Origin of the sequence: Ideonella sp. (assembly GCF_041287625.1) — a bacterium.
GTDB lineage: Bacteria > Pseudomonadota > Gammaproteobacteria > Burkholderiales > Burkholderiaceae_C > Ideonella.
In genome coordinates this window covers 1-21,656 of record NZ_JBGGNH010000038.1, presented here as the reverse complement: position 1 = coordinate 21,656, position 21,656 = coordinate 1, and the positions used below count along the sequence as shown (strand labels likewise).

At 68.4% G+C, this 21,656-nt stretch carries 22 protein-coding genes and 1 riboswitch; of the genes, 4 read left to right on the top strand and 18 right to left on the bottom strand.

Annotated elements, in window-relative coordinates:
• Nucleotides 1-3: 3 nt before the first annotated feature.
• The 13 genes from ACAH41_RS15630 to ACAH41_RS15570 all read right to left on the bottom strand — a co-directional run bounded on the left by ACAH41_RS15630 (nt 4) and on the right by ACAH41_RS15570 (nt 12,752).
• On the bottom strand, nt 4-906 hold the full coding sequence (locus ACAH41_RS15630) for a cobalamin-binding protein (RefSeq protein WP_325655504.1): 903 nt from the start codon (nt 904-906) through the stop codon (nt 4-6).
• Between the two features lie 10 nt (nt 907-916).
• Nucleotides 917-1,531, bottom strand: coding sequence for a bifunctional adenosylcobinamide kinase/adenosylcobinamide-phosphate guanylyltransferase (gene cobU, locus ACAH41_RS15625; RefSeq protein WP_370538364.1), 615 nt, complete (start codon nt 1,529-1,531; stop codon nt 917-919).
• 11 nt (nt 1,532-1,542) lie between these two features.
• Nucleotides 1,543-2,148 (bottom strand): alpha-ribazole phosphatase family protein, encoded by a 606-nt coding sequence (gene cobC, locus ACAH41_RS15620; RefSeq protein ID WP_325655502.1) that lies wholly within the window; start codon nt 2,146-2,148, stop codon nt 1,543-1,545.
• Nucleotides 2,149-2,236: 88 nt separating this feature from the next.
• Nucleotides 2,237-3,019 carry an adenosylcobinamide-GDP ribazoletransferase gene (locus ACAH41_RS15615; RefSeq protein ID WP_325655501.1) on the bottom strand — a complete coding sequence of 261 codons (783 nt, stop codon included), beginning with the start codon at nt 3,017-3,019 and terminating at the stop codon, nt 2,237-2,239.
• A gap of 14 nt (nt 3,020-3,033) precedes the next feature.
• A complete protein-coding gene (locus ACAH41_RS15610; RefSeq protein WP_325655500.1) occupies nt 3,034-4,158 on the bottom strand; it encodes an aminotransferase class I/II-fold pyridoxal phosphate-dependent enzyme in 1,125 nt (374 codons plus the stop codon).
• Nucleotides 4,155-5,201, bottom strand: a complete 1,047-nt coding sequence (locus ACAH41_RS15605) for a CobD/CbiB family cobalamin biosynthesis protein (RefSeq protein ID WP_370538363.1) — start codon at nt 5,199-5,201, stop codon at nt 4,155-4,157. The genes ACAH41_RS15610 and ACAH41_RS15605 overlap by 4 nt, the downstream gene beginning before the upstream one ends.
• A gap of 10 nt (nt 5,202-5,211) precedes the next feature.
• The gene (locus tag ACAH41_RS15600) at nt 5,212-6,537 is read right to left on the bottom strand and encodes a cobyrinate a,c-diamide synthase (RefSeq protein ID WP_325655498.1); all 1,326 of its coding nucleotides are present in this window, start codon (nt 6,535-6,537) and stop codon (nt 5,212-5,214) included.
• Complete coding sequence (cobT, locus tag ACAH41_RS15595) at nt 6,534-7,577, bottom strand: nicotinate-nucleotide--dimethylbenzimidazole phosphoribosyltransferase (protein WP_325655497.1); 1,044 nt, start codon at nt 7,575-7,577, stop codon at nt 6,534-6,536. Before cobT ends, ACAH41_RS15600 begins: the two co-directional genes overlap by 4 nt.
• Before the next feature lie 22 nt (nt 7,578-7,599).
• On the bottom strand, nt 7,600-8,226 hold the full coding sequence (cobO, locus tag ACAH41_RS15590) for a cob(I)yrinic acid a,c-diamide adenosyltransferase (protein WP_325655496.1): 627 nt from the start codon (nt 8,224-8,226) through the stop codon (nt 7,600-7,602).
• A gap of 11 nt (nt 8,227-8,237) precedes the next feature.
• Complete coding sequence (locus tag ACAH41_RS15585; protein ID WP_370538362.1) at nt 8,238-9,041, bottom strand: ABC transporter ATP-binding protein; 804 nt, start codon at nt 9,039-9,041, stop codon at nt 8,238-8,240.
• Nucleotides 9,038-10,108 carry an iron ABC transporter permease gene (locus ACAH41_RS15580; protein WP_325655494.1) on the bottom strand — a complete coding sequence of 357 codons (1,071 nt, stop codon included), beginning with the start codon at nt 10,106-10,108 and terminating at the stop codon, nt 9,038-9,040. Before ACAH41_RS15580 ends, ACAH41_RS15585 begins: the two co-directional genes overlap by 4 nt.
• A gap of 27 nt (nt 10,109-10,135) precedes the next feature.
• Entirely contained in the window at nt 10,136-10,843 is a 708-nt protein-coding gene (locus tag ACAH41_RS15575; protein WP_325655493.1) for a TonB family protein, read from the bottom strand.
• 31 nt (nt 10,844-10,874) lie between these two features.
• A complete protein-coding gene (locus tag ACAH41_RS15570) occupies nt 10,875-12,752 on the bottom strand; it encodes a TonB-dependent receptor domain-containing protein (protein ID WP_325655492.1) in 1,878 nt (625 codons plus the stop codon).
• Nucleotides 12,753-12,887: 135 nt separating this feature from the next.
• Nucleotides 12,888-13,138: riboswitch (cobalamin riboswitch) on the bottom strand.
• A gap of 214 nt (nt 13,139-13,352) precedes the next feature.
• Here ACAH41_RS15570 and ACAH41_RS15565 point away from each other — a divergent pair.
• Both ACAH41_RS15565 and ACAH41_RS15560 read left to right on the top strand, forming a co-directional pair.
• A complete protein-coding gene (locus tag ACAH41_RS15565) occupies nt 13,353-14,078 on the top strand; it encodes a DUF1566 domain-containing protein (RefSeq protein ID WP_325655491.1) in 726 nt (241 codons plus the stop codon).
• Nucleotides 14,079-14,127: 49 nt separating this feature from the next.
• The gene (locus tag ACAH41_RS15560) at nt 14,128-14,622 is read left to right on the top strand and encodes a DUF1566 domain-containing protein (protein WP_325655490.1); all 495 of its coding nucleotides are present in this window, start codon (nt 14,128-14,130) and stop codon (nt 14,620-14,622) included.
• Here the strand turns inward: ACAH41_RS15560 and ACAH41_RS15555 are convergent.
• The gene (locus ACAH41_RS15555; protein WP_325655489.1) at nt 14,612-15,628 is read right to left on the bottom strand and encodes a 2-dehydropantoate 2-reductase; all 1,017 of its coding nucleotides are present in this window, start codon (nt 15,626-15,628) and stop codon (nt 14,612-14,614) included. The two genes, ACAH41_RS15560 and ACAH41_RS15555, sit on opposite strands and share 11 nt — an antisense overlap.
• Before the next feature lie 202 nt (nt 15,629-15,830).
• Nucleotides 15,831-17,075: an aminotransferase class V-fold PLP-dependent enzyme gene (locus ACAH41_RS15550; RefSeq protein ID WP_325655488.1), complete on the bottom strand. Its 1,245-nt coding sequence runs from the start codon at nt 17,073-17,075 to the stop codon at nt 15,831-15,833.
• Between the two features lie 411 nt (nt 17,076-17,486).
• On the opposite strand from ACAH41_RS15550, the gene ACAH41_RS15545 reads away from it, so the two are divergent.
• Entirely contained in the window at nt 17,487-18,791 is a 1,305-nt protein-coding gene (locus ACAH41_RS15545) for a sulfotransferase (protein WP_325655487.1), read from the top strand.
• A 115-nt stretch (nt 18,792-18,906) separates the two neighbouring features.
• Nucleotides 18,907-19,095, top strand: a complete 189-nt coding sequence (locus tag ACAH41_RS15540) for a hypothetical protein (RefSeq protein ID WP_325655486.1) — start codon at nt 18,907-18,909, stop codon at nt 19,093-19,095.
• Between the two features lie 3 nt (nt 19,096-19,098).
• On the opposite strand, the gene ACAH41_RS15535 is transcribed toward ACAH41_RS15540, so the two are convergent.
• The 3 genes from ACAH41_RS15535 to ACAH41_RS15525 all read right to left on the bottom strand — a co-directional run.
• The gene (locus ACAH41_RS15535) at nt 19,099-19,842 is read right to left on the bottom strand and encodes a FadR/GntR family transcriptional regulator (RefSeq protein WP_325655485.1); all 744 of its coding nucleotides are present in this window, start codon (nt 19,840-19,842) and stop codon (nt 19,099-19,101) included.
• A gap of 115 nt (nt 19,843-19,957) precedes the next feature.
• Nucleotides 19,958-21,391 carry an aldehyde dehydrogenase family protein gene (locus tag ACAH41_RS15530; protein WP_370538361.1) on the bottom strand — a complete coding sequence of 478 codons (1,434 nt, stop codon included), beginning with the start codon at nt 21,389-21,391 and terminating at the stop codon, nt 19,958-19,960.
• A gap of 5 nt (nt 21,392-21,396) precedes the next feature.
• A partial coding sequence (locus tag ACAH41_RS15525; RefSeq protein WP_370538360.1) for a dihydrodipicolinate synthase family protein occupies nt 21,397-21,656 on the bottom strand: 260 nt, incomplete at its 5' end.

The following is a 21,656-nucleotide window of genomic DNA, read 5'->3' as shown; positions in this document are numbered from 1 at the left end:
CTTTCACCTGGACTTCGCCCGCACTGCGTCCAACCCCTCGCACATCTGCTTGGCACCCAGCAGGATGCGCGGCGTGTGGCGGCTGATCTCGTCTGAAGTCAGCCAGATGACCTGGTTTTTTGCGACCGGCGCAAAGGCCTTCAGGCCTTGCCAGGGCTGCAGGCTGTCGTCGGGCTTGCCGTCCGGCGTGCCGGTGGCCAGCACCTCGGGCTGCGTGGCTAGCACGGCTTCGACACTGGGCGTGGGCACCAGCAGCGGCTGCTCGGCAAACACGTTGACGCCACCACACAGCGAGATCACGTCGCTGATCAGGTGGCCCTTGTTCACCGTCATCAAGGGCTTGGACCAGACCTGGTAGAAGACCTTGACCGGCGGCCTGCCGCTGTAGCGCTGGCGCAGCGCGCCAAGGTCGGCCATGAAGGCATCGGCCGCGGCATTGGCTGCAGGCTCGGTGCCGGCCAGGGTGCCCAGGCGGCGCATGCCGTCGGCAATGGCCGGCAGGCTGCGCGGCTCGCTGTGGAAGATGGGCAGCTTCAGCGCCTGCAGGCGTTCGATCTGGCGCGCCGAGTTGCCATGCATCCAGACGACGATCAGGTCCGGCTTCAGCGCGGCAATGCGCTCCAGGTCCAGGCTGTGCGCGTCGCCCACCTGCGGCAGCTTCTTCGCGGCCTCGGGGTAGTCGCCATAACGCACGGTGGCGACCACCTTGGCGCCAGCGCCCGCGTCGAACAGCAGCTCGGTGGTGTGCGGCGCCAGGCTGACGATGCGCTGCGCCGGTGCCGGCAATGTGATGCGCTGGCCATCGTCGTCCAGCACGCTGACCGGCGCGGCCATCGTGAGGCCTTGCAATGCCAGGCCACACGCCGCCACCAGGCCGCGCACGGCGGCCTTTCCGAACCACTTCATTCCCACTCCCTCAAGATGTTTTGAGCGCCAGCGCACAGCCGGCCATCACGAATTCCACCTGCGCGCAATGCGCGGCCAGCGCCTGGTGCAGCCGGCCGTTTTCGTCGACGAACAAGCGGTTGCCGGCACCCATCGGCACGATGCCGTGGCCGACCTCGTTGCCGATCAGGATCAGCTCGCCGCGCAGCGTGGGCAGCAAGGCCAGCAGCGCCGCGCGTTCGTCGACCCAGCGCTGGCTGGGCTGCAGCGCGCGCACTTTGACATCGGTGTTGGCATCAGCATCAAACAGCAGGTTGCTGAGCCACAGCGTGAGGCAGTCGACCAGCAGCACGCGGCCGGGCGCGTCTTCGGCCTGCAGCGTGGCGGCCAGCGCTTCGGGCGCTTCCACGGTGCGCCAGCCAGCGGGCCGCACGGCGCGGTGCGCGGCAATGCGCGCGGCCATTTCTTCGTCCAGCGCCTGGGCAGTGGCAATCACCACGACCTCGGCGCCAGCGGCCTCACGTTCGGCGGCGCGGCGCTCGGCCAGCGCGCTCTTGCCCGAGCGTGCCCCGCCAATCAGCAGCGTGTGCCGCGGCCCATCGTCCTGCGCCGCCAGCACGGCGACCTCCGCTTCGGCCAACGGCATCTCGGGGCGTTTCAACTGCACGGCGATTCCTCCACCAGACGCCAGCCATCGTCCGTCGGCACCAAAGCCAGCAGCCCGCCAAAGTCCAGCGAACGCTCGACTGGCGGATACGGCGGCAGGCCCAGCGCGTCGGCCAGCAGCAGGCGCATCGGGCCGGCATGGCCAACCGCGAGCACTGCCTCGCCGGGCCTCGAAGCCGCGTCCCGCAAACCGTCTCGTGCAGCCCGCACACGCTCGGCCAGCGTGGCCAGCGTTTCACCGCCGGGTGGCGCGCGGTGCAGCGGGTCTTCGGCCCAGGGGTCGCTTTGCGCGCGGTCGATGAAGTCCCAGCGCTTGCCTTCCCACTCGCCAAACGACAGCTCACGCCAGCGGGCATCCAGCGTCAGCCTGGCGGCGTGCGCTTCGGCCAGGTGCTGCGCGAGCAAGGTGGCACGTTGCAGCGGGCTGCTGTGCACCTCGGCCAGCTTCAGGCCCAGGCGAGACAGCAAGGCCTGCAGCGCGGTGTGCACTTCGTCGAACGAAGGCTGCGGCGGCGCCAGCAAGGCCACGTCATGCCAGCCATAGCAAAGCCCGGCAGGCGCGTCCACGCGCGTGTGGCGCAGCAGGATCAAGGCCATGCGCGGCTCCCAAGAACACGCCGGGCCGTTCCCAAGTTTTCTTGCCCCCCTCGGGGGGCCTGACGCACAGCGGCAGGTCTGGGGGTGCTCATGCCCTGGCCACCCAGGCCAGCAACACGGCCAGCTCGGCCAGTTGCTGCGTGGCGCCCAGCGCGTCGCCCACATAACCGCCCAGGCGGCGGCGGCAGAAGCGGATGGACAGCCCGCCAACCACGGCCGCGGCCAGCCAGGCCAGGCCCACGCGCCAGCCGCCGCCCAGCAGCAGCCCCGGCAACAAGGCCAGCACGGTGGCGACGGCCAAGGCCGGCAGCGGCACGCCTTGCGCAATCGGTTTGGATTTGGACAGCGCGTCCTCGCGCACGTAATCAAGCCGCGCCATCACCAGCAGCGCGGCCCAGCGGCTCAAGGCGTGGGCGCTGAGCATCGCGGCCATCAGCGCGCCGAAAGCGGCCCAGTTCAACGCCGGCGTCTGCCGCAGCAGCTCGGCCAGCAGCGCCGCCTTCAGCCCCAGCGCCAGCACCAGCGCAATGGCGCCGTAGCTGCCAATGCGCGAGTCCTTCATGATCGCCAGAACGTGATCGCGCTCGCGGCCACCGCCAAAACCGTCACAGCTGTCGGCCAGCCCGTCTTCATGGAAACCGCCTGTCATCCACACGCCCGCGGCCATCGCCAGCAGCGCTGCCACCAGCGGTGGCCAGAGCCAGCCGGCACCGGCCAGCACCGCGCCGCTAACCGCGCCGACCAGCCAGCCCACCGTGGGGAAATGGCGGGCCGAGGCGTTGAGCTGCGCGGGCGACCAGCCCACCCAGCCCGGCACCGGCACGCGGGTGAAAAACTGCAGGGCGGTCAGGAAAAGGCGCAGCTCGTGCATGCCGGGCAAGCGCTTCAGAAAGTGGACTGGATGGTGCTGGTGGACCACTGCGCGCCCGGCCTGGCCATGTGGGCACGCCAGCCTTCGGCCAGCGCGGCCTGGGCCTCGGGGTGCTGGGTGGACAGCCGCACCCAGCCCTGCAGGCCAAAGGACTGGGCGTCACGCAGCTTGATGCCTTGCTCGCGCAACTGCTGAAGGCAGCGACCCAGCGCGGCAGAAGGCACCGGCGGGCGGGCCAGCCAGAACGGCACCACCGACTGCCGCTGGGCCCAGCCCAGCTCAGCCAGCAGCGCGGCCTGCTGCACGCGCCAGTCGGTCAGGCGCTGGCGCGAATCGGCCAGCCAGGCTTGCACCTCAGGCAAGGGCAGCGCGCGCAGCAGCGCCTCGCCTTCGGCCGAAACGACCCAGCTCGCGGCCAGCGCCAGCAGCAGGTTGGTGTTGGCAAGACCCGCCTGCAGCGGTGCCAGCATGTAGCCGGCACGCACGCCCGTCAGCCCCAGCGACTTGTTCGGCGAGAACAGCTGCCAGCATTGCTGGGCCACGGCCAGTGGCACCGGGTCCTGGCCTTGCAGCCGCAGCGGCTCGTAGGCCCGGTCCAGCGCCAGCCAGGCACCTTGCTGGTCGGCCAGCGCCGCCAGCTCACGCCAGAAGGCTTCGGGCAGGGTGCGGCCCGTGGGATTGCAAGGTTCGGTGATCCAGACTAGCGCGGCTGCCGGCTCGCGGCGCAGGCCTTCGAGCAGCGCCGCGGGGTCGCTCCAGGTGCGCACCGGCAGGCTCAGCGCCAGCGCGGCGGCGCGGTAGTCGCCATAGCCTGGTTCGGGAATCCAGACCTGGCGCCGGCCGCGCTGCGCGGCCGCCAGCGTCAGCCGGCGAATGCCTTCGCTGCCGCCGGCGGTGGGCAGCACGCGCCGGACGTGCACACCATGGTGATGGCTCAGCGCCTCGGTGAGCGCGGCGTAGGTGGGATCCGGGTAACGGGTGCGGTCGGCCCGCAGCAGGCGCTCCATCAGCAGCGGCAGCGGCGGCAGCGGGTTGGCGTTGGTGGAAAAGTCGTGGCGGATCGGCGGCCCGGCGTCGGGCCCTCCGTGCACAGACAGGAAGACAGGCGGCGGCGGCGCCAGGCCACGGTCAAGACTCATGTTTCAGCTCCCATTCGGGGTTCTGCAGCGCTTAGGCCAGACTGGCCCGGCTGCGACCCCGTTGTTGACGTCCAGAACCCGAGTATCAACAATATTGACGACGCCAGCATGGCGGCCCCACCTGCAGCACGGGCGCACCAACGTAAGGAAAGTGCCGTGTCCTGGCTTTGCGGCAGCGGCGCGCCGTGGTTGAGCACATAAGTTGCCGGCTTGCCCAGCCGCCGGTCCAGCAGCAAGGCCAGCGCACCCATCGGCCAACCGCCGTTTGGCGAAGGGGTGCGGCCGGCCTCGCGCCGCAGCGCTGCGGCCCCCGGCCAGCGCCAGGCGGCGGCGCACAGCAGCAGCGCCGACAGGCGCGCCGGCAGCCATGAGAGCACGTCGTCCACCCGTGCCGCCCAGGCACCGGCCCAGCGCTGGTGGTCGCGATAGCCCCACATCGCGTCGGCCGTGTTGGCGAAACGGTAGAGCGCCGCGCCCGGCAGGCCGGCCAGGGCGAACCAGCACAGCGGCGCGACCAGTGAATCGTTGAGGTTTTCGGCCAGGCTTTCCAGCGCGCTTTCCCGCACTTCCGTGGCCGAGAGTCGGGTCACGTCACGGCTGACCAGCCGGCTCAGCCGCAGCCGCCCGGCGTCCAGCGACTCGCCCAGCGCCGACTCCACCGCGGCCACCTCGTCGTGCAGCATCTGCCAGGCCAGCAGCGGCTTGAGCAGCAGCCCGGCAAGCAGGCCTTGCAGCAGCCAGCCCCAGCCCGCCGGCAGCACGGCAACCACCAGGCGCGCCAGCCCGAGCTGCAGCGCCCAGGCCAGCCCCGCCACCCCGGCCGCGCCCAGCAGCCAGGCCAAGGCACCAGCCACGCGCCCCGCCGTCGGCCTGAGCGGCCACAGCCGCAGCCCCAGCGCGCCCAGGTAGCGCCCCATCAGCACGACAGGGTGCCAGCGCAGCGGCGGCTCGCCCAGCCAGCGGTCCACGGCCAGCGCCACGGCCACAGCCAGCACCGCCGCGCAGGCAGACTCAGGACCCGTCCATGGCAACCAGGCAAGCATCACCCACCTCTTACGGCTTGAACAGCGCCACCACGGCGGCCGGGTTCGAAGGGAGGTAAAGGTGCACAAACGAGGCCCAGAGCCGGCCCTGCTGGTAGACCGCTTCCGCACGGCCATGGTGGCGCTGGGCCACGCTGTGGCCAGCGGCCGGCAGCGGGCATTCGTAGGCCGCGTGGTGGAACGTGTGGCCACGCACCGTGCCGACGCCCGGCAGCTCCAGGCTGTGCATGCCCAGGTTGACCAGGCGCGGTTGCATCAGCGCCTCGCCAGGCAGCAGGCCCCACATCGCGGCGCGCCGGCCTTGCTTGTCGGAGAGGCCCTCGGCCAGCGCCAGCAGGCCGCCACACTCTGCCACCAGCGGGCGGCCGGCGGCGTGGTGGGCCAGGACGCTGGCGCGGGCCACGTCGGCCGCGGCCAGCGCGTCCAGGTGCAGTTCCGGGTAGCCGCCGGGCAGGTACAGGGCCTGCGCGCCTTCGGGCACAGCCTCGTTGGCCAGCGGTGAGAAGAAGCTCAGCTCGGCGCCCAGTTCCTGCAGCAGCGCCAGGTTGGCCGGGTACAGGAAGGCAAACGCGGCGTCTTGCGCGATGGCGATGCGCACGCCGGCCAGCGCAGCCGCCGGCACGGTAGACGGCGCTTCGGCACGCGGCGGCGGTGCGAAGCTGACTTCTGGCGGCAGTGGCAGGCCTTGCGCCATCAGCGCGTCGGCGGCAGCGTCCAGCCTTGCGTCCAGGTCATCCAGCTCATCGGCCGCGACCAGGCCCAGGTGGCGCTCCGGCAGCGTCCAGCGCTCGTCGCGCGTCAGCCCGCCGAACCAGGCGATGCCGGGCGGCAGGCTTTCGCGCAGCATCTCGACATGGCCGGGGCTGCCGACGCGGTTGGCCAGCACGCCCGCAAGCTTCAGGCCGGCTGGCGCGCCGGGATAGGTGGCCAGGCCATGGGCCAGCGCGCCAAAGGTCTGCGCCATGGCCGACGCGTTGATCACCGCAAGCACCGGCAGGCCAAAACGCGCAGCCAGCGCGGCGCTGCTGGCGCTGCCATCGTACAGGCCCATGACGCCTTCGACCAGCAGCACGTCCGCCTCTTGCGCCGCGCGCCAGAGCTGCGCCTGCACCTCCGCCTCGCCGCCCATCCACTGGTCCAGCTGCCAGCACGGTGAACCGGCGGCGCGGGCCAGCACCATCGGGTCCAGGAAGTCCGGCCCGGTCTTGAAGATGCGCACCCGCAGGCCCTGGCGCCGCCAGGCGCGCGCCAGCGCCGCGGTGACCGTCGTCTTGCCCTGGCCGGAAGCCGGCGCGCTGACCAGCAAGGCGCGGCAGCGGGCCGCCGCTTCACTCACTCGGCACGCTCCGACACGCCCGCGGACTGGAAGCTGGCCATGTCGTTCAACATCGCCACTGATGCGCGCAGCAGCGGGAACGCCAAGGCCGCGCCACTGCCCTCGCCCAGCCGCAGGTCCAGCGCCAGCAGCGGCTGCGCGCCCAGCGCGGCCAGCATGGCCTGGTGGCCGGCTTCGGCGGACTGGTGGGCGAAGACCGCGTAGTCGGTGATGGCCGGCGCCAGCCTGGCCGCCACCAGCAAGGCGCTGCTGGCGATGAAGCCGTCGATCAGCAGCACCATGCCAGCCTGGGCCGCGCCCAGCATCGCGCCGGCCATCATCGCGATCTCGAAGCCGCCGTATTCGGCCAGCACGTCAATCGGACCGGCGATCTCGCCGGTGCGCGCCGCGGCGCGTTCCAGCACCGCCAGCTTGCGCGCCAGGCCGGCATCGTCCAGCCCGGTGCCTCGCCCCACGGCCTGCGCCAGCGGCACACCGGCCAGCTTGTGCAACAGCAGCGAGGCGGCGCTGGTGTTGGCAATGCCCATCTCGCCAAAGCCGACCACGCGGCAGCCGCGCGCCTTCAAGGACTCGGCATGAGCCTGGCCACGCGCCAGCGCCAACTCGGCCTCGGCCCGGTCCATGGCGGGCTCGACAGCGCTGTTGCGCGTGCCGTGCGCGATCTTGGCGTCCAACAGCGCGGGCTGGTCGCCGAAGTCGTGTTTCACGCCCGCGTCCACCACCTGCACCGCCATGCCCAGCTCGCGCGCCAGCACGTTGACGGCCGCGCCGCCAGCCAGGAAGTTCAGCACCATCTGCCAGGTCACGTCCTGCGGGAAGGCGCTCACGCCTTCTTCGGCAATGCCGTGGTCCCCGGCGTAGACCACCAGGTGCGGCTCGCTCAGCTTGGGCGACAGCGTCTGCTGGATGCGGCCGATCTGCAGCGCCAGCGTTTCGAGGCGGCCCAGCGCGCCCAGCGGCTTGGTCTTGCCGTCGATCTTGGCGCGCAGCGCGGCGTCCAGCGAAGTGGGCACAGGGTTCAGGTGCAGATTCAAGGTCATGGCGATGCTCGTTCAAAGAAGGTCAAAACTCGAGGCCGGGCTGGGCGCGAATGCCTTGCTTGAAGGCGTGCTTGACGACCTTCACTTCGCTGACGGTGTTGGCCAGCTCGATCAAGGCCTGCGGCGCGCCGCGGCCGGTCACCACCACGTGCTGGCCCGAGGGTCTGGCGGCGATGTCGTCCAGCACCGTGGCGGTGTCCAGGTAGTCGTGCGAGAGCACGATGTTGAGTTCGTCCAGCAGCACCAGGCCGACGGCCGGGTCGCGCAGCAGGCCGCGGGCAAGCTGCCAGCCGGCCTCGGCGCGCTCGACGTCACGCGCCCGGTTCTGCGTCTCCCAGGTGAAGCCCTCGCCGGTCACGTGGTAGGCCACTTCTTCGGGGAAACGGCGATAGAAGCGCTCCTCGCCGGTGGCAATGGCGCCCTTGATGAACTGCACCACGCCCACCCGCATGCCGTGGCCCAGCGCGCGCGCGACCATGCCGAAGCCCGAGCTGCTCTTGCCTTTGCCGGGGCCCGTCATCACCAGCAGCACACCGGTGTCGGTGTCGGCCTTGGCAATGCGCTGGTCGACGGCGGCCTTGTGCTTCTGCATCTTGGCCTTGTGGCGGGCCTCGATGTCTTCGGGAGATTCGGTGGGCTCGGTGCTCATGGGATGCTCGTTCATGCGGGAAGCCACCAGCGGTGGCCGTCCAGGGTGTGGCAGCGCAAAGGCTGGTCGAAAGCGGCGGAAAGCGTGTCGGCCTGCATCACCTGCGCGACCGGGCCGGCAATGGCCGGCGCGCCCTCGCCCGGCAGCAGCAGCACGTGCGTGGCAACACGCTCGGCCAGGCTGAGGTCGTGCACCGACATCAGCACCGCACGGCCGCGCTGGCGCACCTCGTCCTGCAGCAGCGTGAGCATGCGCAGCTGCTGCGCCAGGTCCAGGTGGGCCAACGGCTCGTCCAGCAGCGCCAGCGGCGGGTCTTGCGTGATGAGCGTGGCGAGGGCCACGCGCTGGCGCTCGCCGCCGGACAGCGAGCGCACGTCGCGCGCCTCGAAGCCAGCCAGGCCGACACGGGCCAGCGCGGCCAGCGCCAGCGCATGGTCGGCCTCGCCTTCCCAGTGCCAGCGCGAGAGGTGCGGGTGGCGGCCTTGCAGCACCACGTCGAGCACTGGCGTGGCGAATGCGTCGTGAAACTGCTGCGGCATGAAACCGCGCCAGCAGGCCAATGCGTCCAGCTTCCAGTCGGCCAAGGGTTTGCCACCCATCTGCAACAAACCGGCTGCAGGCGGCCGGGCACCGGCCAGCGTGTGCAGCAGCAGCGTCTTGCCCACGCCGTTGCGGCCGATCAGACACCAGAACTCGCCGGGGCGGATGGCAAACGACAGCGCCGGCACCAGCGTGCGGCTGCCAACGCGAACGGAAATCTCATGCGTGGCCAGCAGGCTGGTGTCCACGCTCAGGGGTTGTGGCCGCACCGTCACACCCGCCCTCCCCGCCGTGCCAGCAGCACGATGAAGGTCGGCGCGCCGATCAAGGAAGTGACCACGCCCACCGGCAGCTGCAGCGGCGCGGCCACGGTGCGGGCCAGCGTGTCGGCCGCCAGCAGGAAAGCGGCGCCGGCCAAGGCGCTGGCCGGCAGCAAGAGGCGCTGGTCATTGCCAAACAGCAACCTCAATGCATGCGGCACCACCAGGCCGACAAAGCCGATGGTGCCTGCGGTGCAGACGGCCACCGCGGCACCCAGCGAGGCTGCGAGGTAGACCATGGCCCGCACGCGGCGCACCGGCACGCCCAGCATCTGCGCCGGGCCGGGGCCGCGCAGCAGCAGGTTCAGGTCCCGCGCCCAGGGCAGCAGCGCCGCGCACAGCAGCACCGGCAGCGCGAGCAGCCAGCCGGAAAGCTCGCTGCCCGACAGGTCGCCCATCATCCAGAACAGCATGCCGCGCAGCCGCTCGCCGGGCGCCAGGCTGAGGATCAGGCCCACGCCGGCCATCGCGATGGACGAGATCATCACGCCGGTCAGCAGCAGGCGCGGCGTGTCGTCCTGGCTGCTGCCGGCGTCCAGCCGGCCCATGTCGTGCCGGCCGAGGAAAAACACCGCGGCGACCGCCAGCAGCGCGCCGACCAGCGCCCCACCCTGCACCGCCCACAGGCCGCAACCCAGCGCCAGCATGGCCAGCGCGCCCAGGGCGGCGGCACCGGACAGCCCCAGCACGTAAGGGTCGGCCAGCGGGTTGCGCAGCAGCACCTGCATCAGCGCGCCGGACATTGCCAGCAAGGCGCCGGTGCTCATCGCCGCCAATGCGCGTGGCAGGCGCAGCCGGTGCAGCACTTCGGCAGCGGGGCTGTCGTCCGGCCACAGCAGCAGGCGCGGCACCTGGTCAAAGCTCAGCAGGCTGCTGCCGCTGGCCAATGCGACGGCGAACACCAGCAGCAGCAGGGCCGCCAGCACCAGCCCGATGCGCCAGGCCCGGCCGCGGCTCATCGGCCGCAACGCGCTCGGTCCGTCCAGCAAGGCGGGCGATGAAGGGGAAGGCACAGAGGGCATGCAAACAAGGCGGTTGAAATGAGGAACTCAGAGCGACGCTTCAGCCTGCGCCAGCCAGCTGACGGGGCCTTGCAGCCGGAACTGCAGCGTGAGCAGCAGCCTGCCTGCCACCGGCTCGCCGGCCTGCAGTGCCGGCGCAAAGCGCCAGCGGCGCACGGCGTCCCGCGCGGCCTGGTCCAGCAGGCGGGTGCCGGAGGTCTGTTCCCAGCGCACCCCGCTCACCAGGCCGTCGGCCTGCACCTCGACCCACATCGCCACGCGCCCTTCCAGCCCGTCTTCCCGCGCCGCTTCGGGGTAGACCGGCAGCGGGTTGCCAGGCAGCGGCTGCGGTGCGCGGGTCAGGCGAGGCGCCGGATTGGCTGCGCTGGCGGCGGGCGCAGCGGCCACCAGGACCGGCGCGGCGCTGGCGGCCGAGACCGCTGGCGCGGGTGTGGCGGTGCTGGCCAATGTTTCCGAAATGGCAGCCACTGGTGGCGCAGGCGGCATGCGGACGGGCACAACCGGTGGCAAGGGCTTGCTCACCGGCTTCGCAGGCGCCGCCACCATGGTCACGGCAGGTGCCTGCGCGGCAACCCGGACCATGACCAGCGCCGGCGCTTCCACCTGCACCACTCCCTCGCGCGACCGGCTGGCCAGGGACCACCCCCACAGCACCAGCCCGTGCAGCGCCAGCACCACCGCCACACTGCGCCATCGCGGCGCTGTGGGCACAGGCGGGGCGGTGGTGGCAAGCATGGCAGGCGGCAGGCGCGGCGTCAGCGGCAGGTCACAACGGCGGCGTCCAGCGCAGCGTCAGCTGGGCTTCGCGGCCGGGGCTGTTGTAACCCTGGGCCGTGGTGTAGCGCTTGTCGGCCAGGTTGTTGACGCGGCCCTCGATGCGCCACTGCGGCGTGACGGCCCAGCCGGCGAACAGGTCGACCAGACCGTAGGCGCCCATGCGAGCCGCAGCGGATTCGGTGTCGGCGTCATAGCGCTTGCCCACCCAGGTCAGGTCAGTGCCGACTTGCGCCGTGCCCAGCTGTTGCGTCAGGTGCAGGCCACCAAACACGCGGGCGCGGCGGCGCAGCTGGTCGTCGGTTTCCTCGTTCAGCGGATCCTGCCAGGTGAAATTCAGCTTGGCGCGCAGGTCGCGCATGAGCTGGCCACCGGCAGACAAGGCCAGGCCGCGGATGCGAGTCTTGGCAATGTTCTGCAACTTGTAGTCGGGCGGACCCGACACGATCAGGTTTCTGATGCGGTTTTCGAACAGCGTGGCCGCCAGGTCCGCACCGCCCAGCCGGGTGTCGGCGCCCAGTTCGAAGCTCTTCGAATGTTCGGGCTTCAGGTCCGGGACGCCGTAGTCGAAGGGGTAATAGAGCTCGTTGAACGTGGGCGCGTGGAAGGCCGTGCCATACGAGGCGCGCACGCGGCTGGCACCGTCGAGCGCATAGGCCCAGCCGAGCTGACCGGTGCCGTGGTTGCCGAACTGGCTGTTGCGGTCCTGGCGCAGGTCGATCTGCAGCGAGTTCGCACCGAAGCTGCCGCGCCAGCCGAGCATGCCGCTGCGGATGGTGCGCTCGGTCACGTCATAAGCCGTGTCGTCGCTGTCGACCTTCTGCTTCAGGAATTCGACACCTGCAGTGACCGTACCGCCGGCAAGCGGCAGGTGGTTCAGCCAGCTGAGCTGCTGCTGCGTGGTCTTGACCGCGCTGGGGAAGCTGGCGCGGTAATTTGCCACGTCTTCCGAACGACCCACGATGGCCTCAGACTGCCAAGTCTCGCTCAACTTGCCGGACCATTGCAGCGCAATGGACTGAACCACGTTGGTGGCGTCGGCGTCGACACCGGGGCCGTCGTCGTAGTGCGCCTTGTTGACGCTGCGCAGCAGCTTCAGCCCGACCTGCTGGTCTGGGCCGAAGTGCTGGGTGAGGTTGACGTGACCGCCGCGGTTCAGGTAGCCGTCACTGTCCGGGTTGTAGCTGCCAAACGGGTGGTTCGGCAAAGTGGCGTTGATGCCATCGGTGCGCAGAAAATCGACGCCAGCCGAGAGTTCGGTCTGCTCGCCGATGCGCCCTGCAAAGCCGGCCACTGCCTGCTGCAGGTTGTGGCTGCCGCCGGTCAGCGAGACGCTGAGGCCCGGCGAGCGCTGCGCGCTCTTGGTGAAGACCTGGATCACGCCCCCAATGGCGTCCGATCCATACAGGCTGGACGAAGGTCCGGGCAGGATCTCCACACGCTCGATCAACGCCAACGGGATGGACTCGAACGAGGCTGAACCCAATGTTGCGGAACCCTGGCGCACGCCGTCAACAATCAGCACTGTGTGATCCGAATTGGCACCACGCATGAAGACGCTGCTGGACTGCCCTGGCCCGCCGCTGCGCGTGATCTCCACGCCCCCCAGAACGCGCAGCAGGTCGGTCAACGAACCGGCGCCGGCCTGGCGGATGTCTTCGGCGGTGATCACGGTGACCGGGCGCACCGAGTCGCGGGTGACGACCTGGCTGCGGGCGGCCGTGACGACGTAGTCGCTGGCCTCGCTGGCCGGCGCGGTTTGCGCGGCAACATGCAGCGGCGCCTGCAGCAGCAGCGCAAGCGCAGCCGGAACACGCAAGGCGGTGCGCGGCAGGGAATGGGAAAGGCGCAAGGCGGTGCGCAAGCTCATGGGGACAACTTCCGGAAGAGGCAATGGCATGCGCGGCGTGGGACCCGAAGCGGGACAACACACATGCAAGGCAGGCCATGACCAACAGCACGGCCACCTGCTTCCCCGCGGGTGGCCGCTACATGGCGCGAGACCATGCTCGCACCCCCTGTTGGCCGGTATCCGGGCTGGTGGCGCCACCCGTGCGGCCTTCCCGAAAGTCTTCACCTTCAGTGGCCAGGAGCACGGGCTGAAGCACTTGCGCAGCGTGCGCCAGGCTTCGTCCACTTACCGTTGCGGGGGCAGCACAGGTTGGGCATCGCCTCGTGGAGGCCGGCCTTCCTGTTTCCCGTTTACCCCAGGCCGCAACGAAGCACAGCCCAGGCACCAAACGGGGCGCAGTTTACACCGACGCCAGCGTCCGCCGTCGCTGGCCATTGATCGCTAAAACTGCTCCAACGGTGCCAGCGGACAGGGCGCGTTCTGGCAAGTAAACCGGCATGCATGGCAAACTGCGCCACAGCAACGGTTCTTTACGTTGAGGATCTCCAAGGACGGAAGACTCAATAAAGGCGGTTGCTCAATCGGTACAAAAACCCACCCATACACGAGGGAGTGTTCATGAGAAGTTCACCGTTTCAGAAAACGGCGTTGGCGTTCGCGATGGTAGCAGGAAGTAATGCGCCGGCTGCACAGCTCAACGACACTGGCGTGCGCTATTGCCGCATCCAAGGCGAGGTCCGGCAACAATGCTTGGCCACAGGTCAAGATGCCGAGTTCGGCCGTGACGTGACCAGTCCTGCCGACAGCAATGGCAAGGCGGGTTTCAGCTTCGTCAAAGTCTGCAATAACGGCCAGGACGCCGGTACAGGCTCATGTCCAGCAGACCCCGAGCTGGGTTCCGGGGCATCCAAATGGGGGTGCACAAAAGACAAGGTCACCGGGTTGACATGGGAGCTGAAATTCGACGCTGCCGGCCCGCACAACGCCGCTGCACAGTTCACGAATCTCGCAGCAGATGCGCCGGGCCACGGCGGCCCCACAGACGCCCAAGGATTTGTGAACCAAATCAACGCGACAGGCCTTTGCGGTGCGGCAGATTGGCGCCTACCGAATGTGCATGAAATGCTTTCCATCGTGTTGTATGGCAGAAAATACCCCGGCCCCGCAATCGATCGTGCCTATTTCAGAAAACCGGAAAGTGGCGACGGCTACGCAGAGTGGACATCCGAACGCTATGCGGGAGATCCAGCTCAGGCGTGGCTTGTCTGGTTTGACGATGGTGGCGCTTTCAACGTGGCTTCAGATGAGAAGCATTATGTAAGGCTGGTTCGCAACTCAAAATGAACATCCACACCCTTGCCGCCGTCCAATCATATTTTCTCGCCGCCACATCATGAATATTACCAGTATTTTACGACAAGCCCTCAGTTCCGCCCTGATCATCGGTTGCGCCGTATTTAACGGCCCCGTGTCAGCGGCCGACCGCTTTCTCATCCAAGGGGAGGAGGTAATCGACACGGCAACAGGTTTGGTATGGCAACGCTGCCCCTTGGGACAAACATTGCAATCCGAGCGATGTGAGGGCGCCATGCAACTGTTCACCTGGGACGAACTAAGCTATCTCATACCTTGGGGCTACAGGGTTCCAAATGTGAAAGAGCTGGATAGCCTCATTGATCGCAGCCGCTACAACTTGGCAATCGATCCGGATGCATTTCCATTTGGATCACTGAAAACAACGTTCTTCTGGAGTTCCACCCCGTCTTTCAAAAATCAACAAGAGCCGGAATACGCAAACATGGCAGCAGGCGTGAGCCTGAAAACAGGCAAGGTTTATGTGTACCTTGACGCCTCCTTAACTCAGGGCCTGCTTCTGCTCAAGAACTGATCGGTCCCATATTGGCAGGCCCGAGCGGATACAGCCCGTGCACCTGCGCAAACACGCGCGTCAGCCCCAGCAGCGCGTCAATGCCGGGTGTGGGCTCGCCCAGGCGCTGGGCGATCTCGCGCACTGCGCCGACGATGCCATCCAGCTCGATCGCCCTGCCTGCTTCGGCGTCCTGCAGCATCGAGGTCTTGAAGGCGCCCAGGCTGGCGGTGATGCGGTGGCGGTCTGCAGGCGTCTGCTCGATCCTGCAGCCGATGCGCGCGCCGACACGCGAGGCCTCGGCCATCATGCTGGTGCAGAAGACGCGCAGCAGCGGGTCGGCGAGGATCAGGTCCACGGTGGCGCCGGTGACGGCCGAAACCGGGTTGGTGGTCAGGTTGCCCCACAGCTTGTACCAGAGCTCGCGCCGCAACTCCGGGCTCTCGACCACCTCCAGGCCGCCGCTGCGCAGCAGCCCGGCGACCTGCTGCACGCGCGGCGTGACCGGGCCGGCGGCCGGCTCGCCGATGATCAGCTTCTGCCCCATCTGGTGCGCCACCAGGCCAGGCTCGGGGCAGGAGGTGCTGGCATGCACCACGCAGCCGATGACGCGGGACGCCGGCAAGGCCTGGGCGATGCGGCCACCAGGGTCAACGCTGTCCAGCGGCGCCGCACCCAACTCCGGCACGCCGGCCGAGAACCACCAGGGGATGCCGTTCATCGCCGGCAGCAGCATGGTCTGCGGCCCCATCAGCGGGCCGATGGCGGGCGCCACCGCCGCCATCGCCGGGCCCTTGACGGCGATGATCACCAGGTCCTGCTCGCCCAGCTCGGCCGGCACCGCGCTGGCGCGTGCTGGCGACTGGGTCAGCGAGCCGTCGGGGTTGCGCAGGCGAAAGCCATGCTGCTGCAGCGCAGCCAGCGTGTCGCCCCGCGCCACCACGCTGAGCTGCGCCACGCCGGCAGCCGCCAGTCGCGCGCCAATGAAACCGCCAATGGCGCCAGCGCCGAAGATGCAAACCCGCATGGGAAAAGTCCTCTGGGTGAGGTTCATGAAAAGAGCAGGACGATAGCGCGCCCGGGGCCAACGCCGAACAAGTACTGGACGCCGGCGGCAAGGAGCTCGCCGCACCAAACGCCATGCCCTGGGGCCAGACGGTCTCGTGGCCGCGCTGCGCGGACGGGCTGCTGGCGGCGTTGTGCACGCCGATGTGAGGCGGCTCTGATTTTCAGTCCAGCAAGGCGCGCAGTCCGGCGACCAGACGGTCGAGCTCGGCAGGTGACGTGTAGATGGCCGGCGTGATCCGCACCACATCGCCTCGCGCCGGGCCATTGCGCCAGACGGTGGACACCCCATGCAGCTCGCGCAGCGCGGCAACGATGGCCTGGTTCTCCGCAGCGCTGCCACGACCACTGAAGCGCAACGAAGTGATGCCGGCGGCCATGCCGGGTTCGTCCGGCGTCAGGATCTCCAGCCCGGGCAGCCCGCGCACCTGCCGCACCCAATGGTCCCGCAGCCTGCGCAGCCGGGCCTGCTTGGCGCTGGCGCCAATGCGCTGGTGCAGTTGCAGCGCCGCGGGAATGCTGAGCCAGGCGGCGAAGTTCGGTGAACCGGTGTGGATGCGCGAGCGCACGTCGTCGGCCGGGTAGTCGCGGTCACCGAAATACGGATCGATGGCGGCCAGACTGCCTTTGCGGATGTACAGACAGCCGCAGCCCAGCGGCGCGCCCACCCATTTGTGCAGGTTGAAGGCGGCATACGGCGCGCCCAGGTCGGCCACGTCGAAATCCAACTGGCCCCAGGAGTGGGCCGCATCGACGATGGCTTCGGCGCCGGCCGCCCGGGCCATCTCGCTGAGTTCCCGCACCGGCATCACCAGGCCGGTGCTGTGGCTCAGGTGGGTGAGTAGCAGCAGGCGGGTGCGCGGGTGCCGCCGCAAGGCTTCGGCGTAAGTGGCCAACACATTCTCACGGCTCGCCGGCTCTGGAATTTCCAGCCGCACCGGCACCACGCCACGTCGCTCGCGCAGCCATGCCATCGCGTTGCGCATCGCCGGGTAGTCCAGGTCGGCATACAAGACGGTGTCGCCCGGCTGCAGCCGGTTGTAGCCGCCGATCAAGGCCAGCATGGCCTCGGTGGCGCCGCGTGTCAGCGCAATTTCCTCTGGATCGCAGCCCAACGCTGCGGCCACGCGCTGGCGGATGGTTTCCATCGCGCTTGGCCAAGCTTCGCGAATCATCAGCGTGTTCTCGAAGTTGACGCGCTCGGTCCAGTGCATGAACACTTGCCGCACCGGCTCGGCCATCACGCCCCAGAACCCGTTTTCCAGGTTGGCCGTCGCATGGGAGGTCCGGTAAAGCGCGGCAACGGCAGACCAGAACACCTCATCATGTTCGGGCGCCTGGGTTGAAACCGCCGGCAGGCCGGCAAGGGCTGCGTCGAAAAACGGGAGATCGAAGTCCGGAGCGGTCATGGGAGGGGCCAAGGCTGAGGAAGCCTGCACCTTACCAAGACGCGGCGGCGGGACCGCGGGACGCCGCTGAAACGCACCTGAGCGGTGCATCGGCCGACGGCAAAGCGCCCTGGGCCAGCCGTCCCCTGTTCGCGGCGCCGCTGGTTCAAGTCGCGCCAGCGTCCGCTGGGCGGTTGCCAGACCAAGGCCAAAGGCCTGGCGCCAGGCAAGGTTCCAGGGGTTTTTGCTGGTGTAGCCGGCGGAAACCGCGGGCATGCCGGAATTGCGCTCCGGCGTCAATCGCTAGACTGCCATGTGTGCTTGGCGCACTGGCTGCTTACCTGTTCCTGGTAGGACATCGTGATGCACTTATGATGTCCGCAAGCAAGGGTTTACCGTCGCGATATCCACGGAGTTGAGGGAACAGGCAGCATGCACACGGTCGAGAATGTCGAGCAACGCGTCATCGGAGTCATCTCTGATTTGACGGAAGACTGGGACGTCGAGCTCGAAGGCGGCATTGGTCCCCAGACCACGATGATTGGCGACATCGGCTTCGCGTCGATCGACTTCATCCAGCTGGTCGTGGCGATCGAAGGCGCCTACAAGACCAAGCTCGGGTTCCAGGACCTGTTGATGAAAAACGGCGCTTACGTCGAGGACCTGAGCGTCGCGCAGATTGCCGAGTTCGTCGCCGGCCGGTTGAACGGCTCGTTGCCGGTCGCAGCGCCCGCGCCCGTGGCGGCCAACACCGCCGTCGTCGCCACGCGGCTGACCTCGATTCCCGAGAGCGAGCGTGTCACCCCCGAGAAGCTGGCCAAGTTCCGCGCGAGCATTGCCACCCGCAAGCTGCGTGACGACGGCACGCCAAAGAATCCGCCGGCGCTGTTCGTGCTGTCGCCTCCGCGTTCGGGCTCGACGCTGCTGCGCGTGATCCTGGCCGGCAGCTCCAAGCTGTTCGCGCCGCCCGAGCTGCACCTGCTGCCCTACAACACCATGGGCGAGCGCCTGAAGGCCTTGTCCGGCGAGCACACAGAGCACCTGCTGGACGGCACCGTTCGCGCACTGATGCAGTTGCATGGCTGGGAGCCGGAAGCGGCCCGTGCCTTCGTCTCGAAGTGCGAAGCCGACGACATGTCCACCAAGGCCTTCTACAACCTGCTGCAGCAACCGCTGAAGGGCGAGAAGCTGCTGGTCGACAAGACGCCTTCGTACGTGATCGACGTGGACATCCTGAAGCGCATCGAACAAGACTTCGACCGCCCGCTGTACATCCACCTGACGCGCCACCCGTTGGGCATGATCCGCTCGTACGAAGAGTCCAAGCTGCAGCGCCTGATGCCCATGGTGCAGGAAGCCAGCTTCGGCAGCCGCGAGCTGGCCGAGCTGACCTGGCTCACCGCGCAGCAGAACACCGTGGCGGCAGGCCAGCATGTGCCGGCCGACCGTTGGCTGCAGATCCAGTACGAAGACATCGTCTGCAACCCGACCGCATCCATCGAGAAGATCTGCAGCTTCGCCGGCATTCCGTACGAAGACGCGATGATCAACCCGTACCAGGAAATGGACCAGCGCATGACCGACGGTGTGGACAACGCCTCGAAGATGAGCGGCGACCTGAAGTTCCACCTGCACAACGCCATCAACCCCGATGCCGCGGTGCGCTGGAAGCAGTTCTACTCCGAAGACATCCTCGGCGCGCAGACCCGCGAAGTGGCGGCGTCACTGGGCTACTGAGCCCCACCGCCCAAACAACAGGCTCGCTTCGCGGGCCTGTTTTGTTTGGGGCGCCAGCTCCCGCGCAGGTGATGAACCGTTCAACAATGGCCCCGCATCCACCTCACGCCATCGCATGAGTCCGATCAACACTCATCTCAAGCTCGAAGGCAAGCTGATGATGGCTGCCTTGCTGTTGCCATTGATCATCGGGATCGGCCTGGCCTTGCTGCTGCCCATGTTGCAGGCTGACGAATCAGCCGAGACGCCGGTCCACGCGTCGGACGCCGTCAGTCACTTTGACGCACAAAGGCTCAAGCCTTGAGCCTCAGGCCAGGTTCACACCTGGCAGCAGCGTCGACAAGTCATCCCCGGTCTCTTCCAACTGCACCAGCGTAGCCTGGCGGGCGGCCAGGGCATCGCGGTTGCGCAGCGCCGTCAGGATGGCCTTGTGGCGTGGCAGTGAAAGTTCGTGGGTGTTGGGCACCTGGCTGCTGAGGATGATGGACTCGCGCAACGCGAGGGACAGCATGTTGCCGATGTAGGCCAGCAGGTCGTTGTTGGTGGCCTCGGCAATGCGGCGGTGGAAGGCCAGGTCCGGCTCCAGCAGTTCCTCTGTGGTGCGCGCGGCGGCCATGCCGGAGAATGCCTCGGCAATGGCCTCGATCTGGTCCTCGGTCGCGGCCTTGGCCGCCAAGGCTGCGGCAGCAGGCTCGAAAACGCGGCGCACGGTCAGCAGCGTGCTGACGAACTCGGGTTGCGGCTTGGTCTGGATCAGCCAGTACAGCACGTCCGGGTCCAGCAAATGCCACTCGTTGCGCGGCCGCACGATGGCGCCCGAGCGCTGTTTCGAGACCACCAGCCCCTTGGCCACCAGCACCCGCACCGCCTCGCGCAGCACGGGCCGGCTCACATCGTATTTCTCCAGCAGCACCGCCTCTGCCGGCAGCCGGTCGCCCGGCTTCAGGTCGCCGGCCAGGATGGCCAGGCCCAGCTCGCGCACGATGCGTCCATGCATGCTCTTGCCTTCGGGCTGAAGGCGATAGGTGGACTGCGCGGTGCGACTGTTCATTCCCGCCATTCTCGGTCTCCAGGCAGATGCCGCAGGAACCCCGGTACAGGGATTTGCGCGCGCTCAGCCTCCGCCGCCCATAGGACAGCGTTGGCTGAGACGGCGGGTCGGCGCGTCAGCCGGCTGCCGTGTACGCCGTCTTGACAGTGGTGTAGAACTCTTTGGCGTAGCTGCCCTGCTCACGCGGGCCGTAGCTGGAGCCCTTGCTGCCACCAAACGGCACGTGATAGTCCACACCGGCCGTCGGCAGGTTGACCATCACCATGCCGGCCTGCGCGGCCAGCTTGAAGTGCGTGGCGTGCTTCAGCGAGCGGGTGCAGATGCCGGACGACAAGCCGAACTCGGTGTCGTTCGCGGTGGCCAGCGCCTCTTCGTAGTCACGCACACGGATCACGTTGGCCACCGGGCCGAAGACTTCCTCGCGGCTGATGGTCATCGCATTGGTCGTTTCGGTGATCAGCGCGGGCATCTGGAAGAAGCCTTGGGTGTCCCGCTCCACAACCTCGCCACCGAAGGCCAGCTTGCCGCCTTCCGTCTGCGCCAGTGCCACGTAGCGCAGGTTCTGAGCCAGTTGCTTTTCATCGACGACGGGGCCGATGTCGGTGCCGGCCTTCAGCGCATGGTCCACCTTCAGCGTGCGCAGCTTGGCCAGCACCTTCTCGACGAAGGCGTCATGCACGCCTTCGGTGACGATGATGCGGCTGGATGCCGTGCAGCGCTGGCCGGTCGAGAAATAGGCGCTCTGCACGGCAGCGTTGACCGCCACGTCCAGGTCCGCATCGTCCAGCACCACCAGCGGGTTCTTGCCGCCCATCTCGGCCTGCACCTTGGCCTGGCGGGCGGCGCAACTGTTGATGATGCGCCGGCCGGTGCCGACCGAGCCGGTGAAGCTGACGGCCCGCACCAGCGGCGAGTCCACCAGTGTCTGGCCCACTTGCGAGCCCGGGCCCATCACCAGGTTGAACACGCCCTTGGGCAGGCCGCTGCGCGAGAGGATTTCGGCCAAGGCCCAGGCCGAGCCCGGCACCAGGTCCGCAGGCTTGAAGACGACGCTGTTGCCGTAGGCCAGCGCCGGCGCGATCTTCCACGCCGGGATAGCGATCGGAAAATTCCACGGCGTGATGATGCCGACCACGCCCACCGGCTCGCGCGTGATCTCGACGCCGACCCCGGGCCGCACCGACGGCATCAGTTCACCGCCAGGGCGCAGCGCCTCGCCGGCGAAGAACTTGAAGATGTTGCCGGCGCGCGCGACCTCGCCGATGGCTTCGGGCAGCGTCTTGCCTTCTTCGCGCGCCAGCAGATCACCCAGCTCGGTGCGGCGCGCCAGAATCTCGCTGCCCACCGCGTCGAGCACGTCGAAGCGCTGCTGCGGCGTGCTCAGCGACCAGCCGCTGAAGGCGGTCTGCGCCACCGCAATCGCCTCGCGCGCTTGCGCGGCATCGGCCTGTGCGTATTCGCCGACCAGGTCGCGGGTGTCGGAAGGGTTGACGTTGCGCGTGGTACGCGCGCCTTCGACCCACTCGCCATTGATCAGGTTCTTGTACATGGCGCTCATTGGGCGCCGAGCTTGGCGATCAGTTGCGCCAGCTGTTCCACCTCGGCGGGCTTCAGGTCCGACAGCGGCGGGCGCACCGGGCCGGCGCTGTGGCCGACCAGCGTGGCGCCGGCCTTCACGATGCTCACGGCATAGCCGCCGCCCTGGTTGCGCAGCGCGATCAAGGGCAGGAAGAACTCGTCGATGAGCTTGTTCGTGGTGGCGGTGTCGCCGGCGTGATGGGCGTTGTAGAACGCCATCGCGGTGCGCGGGATGA

Excerpts from the sequence above, each read along its gene's own strand:
- cobC (WP_325655502.1), bottom strand. The coding sequence starts at position 2,148 with ATGGCCTTGATCCTGCTGCGCCACACGCGCGTGGACGCGCCTGCCGGG.
- ACAH41_RS15535 (WP_325655485.1), bottom strand. The coding sequence starts at position 19,842 with ATGAACAGTCGCACCGCGCAGTCCACCTATCGCCTTCAGCCCGAAGGC.
- ACAH41_RS15550 (WP_325655488.1), bottom strand. The coding sequence starts at position 17,075 with ATGACCGCTCCGGACTTCGATCTCCCGTTTTTCGACGCAGCCCTTGCC.
- cobT (WP_325655497.1), bottom strand. The coding sequence starts at position 7,577 with ATGACCTTGAATCTGCACCTGAACCCTGTGCCCACTTCGCTGGACGCC.
- ACAH41_RS15570 (WP_325655492.1), bottom strand. The coding sequence starts at position 12,752 with ATGAGCTTGCGCACCGCCTTGCGCCTTTCCCATTCCCTGCCGCGCACC.
- cobU (WP_370538364.1), bottom strand. The coding sequence starts at position 1,531 with ATGCCGTTGGCCGAAGCGGAGGTCGCCGTGCTGGCGGCGCAGGACGAT.
- ACAH41_RS15530 (WP_370538361.1), bottom strand. The coding sequence starts at position 21,391 with ATGTACAAGAACCTGATCAATGGCGAGTGGGTCGAAGGCGCGCGTACC.
- ACAH41_RS15605 (WP_370538363.1), bottom strand. The coding sequence starts at position 5,201 with ATGCTTGCCTGGTTGCCATGGACGGGTCCTGAGTCTGCCTGCGCGGCG.
- ACAH41_RS15560 (WP_325655490.1), top strand. The coding sequence starts at position 14,128 with ATGAATATTACCAGTATTTTACGACAAGCCCTCAGTTCCGCCCTGATC.
- cobO (WP_325655496.1), bottom strand. The coding sequence starts at position 8,226 with ATGAGCACCGAGCCCACCGAATCTCCCGAAGACATCGAGGCCCGCCAC.
- ACAH41_RS15630 (WP_325655504.1), bottom strand. The coding sequence starts at position 906 with ATGAAGTGGTTCGGAAAGGCCGCCGTGCGCGGCCTGGTGGCGGCGTGT.
- ACAH41_RS15610 (WP_325655500.1), bottom strand. The coding sequence starts at position 4,158 with ATGAGTCTTGACCGTGGCCTGGCGCCGCCGCCGCCTGTCTTCCTGTCT.
- ACAH41_RS15615 (WP_325655501.1), bottom strand. The coding sequence starts at position 3,019 with ATGCACGAGCTGCGCCTTTTCCTGACCGCCCTGCAGTTTTTCACCCGC.
- ACAH41_RS15555 (WP_325655489.1), bottom strand. The coding sequence starts at position 15,628 with ATGCGGGTTTGCATCTTCGGCGCTGGCGCCATTGGCGGTTTCATTGGC.
- ACAH41_RS15565 (WP_325655491.1), top strand. The coding sequence starts at position 13,353 with ATGAGAAGTTCACCGTTTCAGAAAACGGCGTTGGCGTTCGCGATGGTA.
- ACAH41_RS15545 (WP_325655487.1), top strand. The coding sequence starts at position 17,487 with ATGCACACGGTCGAGAATGTCGAGCAACGCGTCATCGGAGTCATCTCT.
- ACAH41_RS15580 (WP_325655494.1), bottom strand. The coding sequence starts at position 10,108 with ATGCCCTCTGTGCCTTCCCCTTCATCGCCCGCCTTGCTGGACGGACCG.
- ACAH41_RS15540 (WP_325655486.1), top strand. The coding sequence starts at position 18,907 with ATGAGTCCGATCAACACTCATCTCAAGCTCGAAGGCAAGCTGATGATG.
- ACAH41_RS15575 (WP_325655493.1), bottom strand. The coding sequence starts at position 10,843 with ATGCTTGCCACCACCGCCCCGCCTGTGCCCACAGCGCCGCGATGGCGC.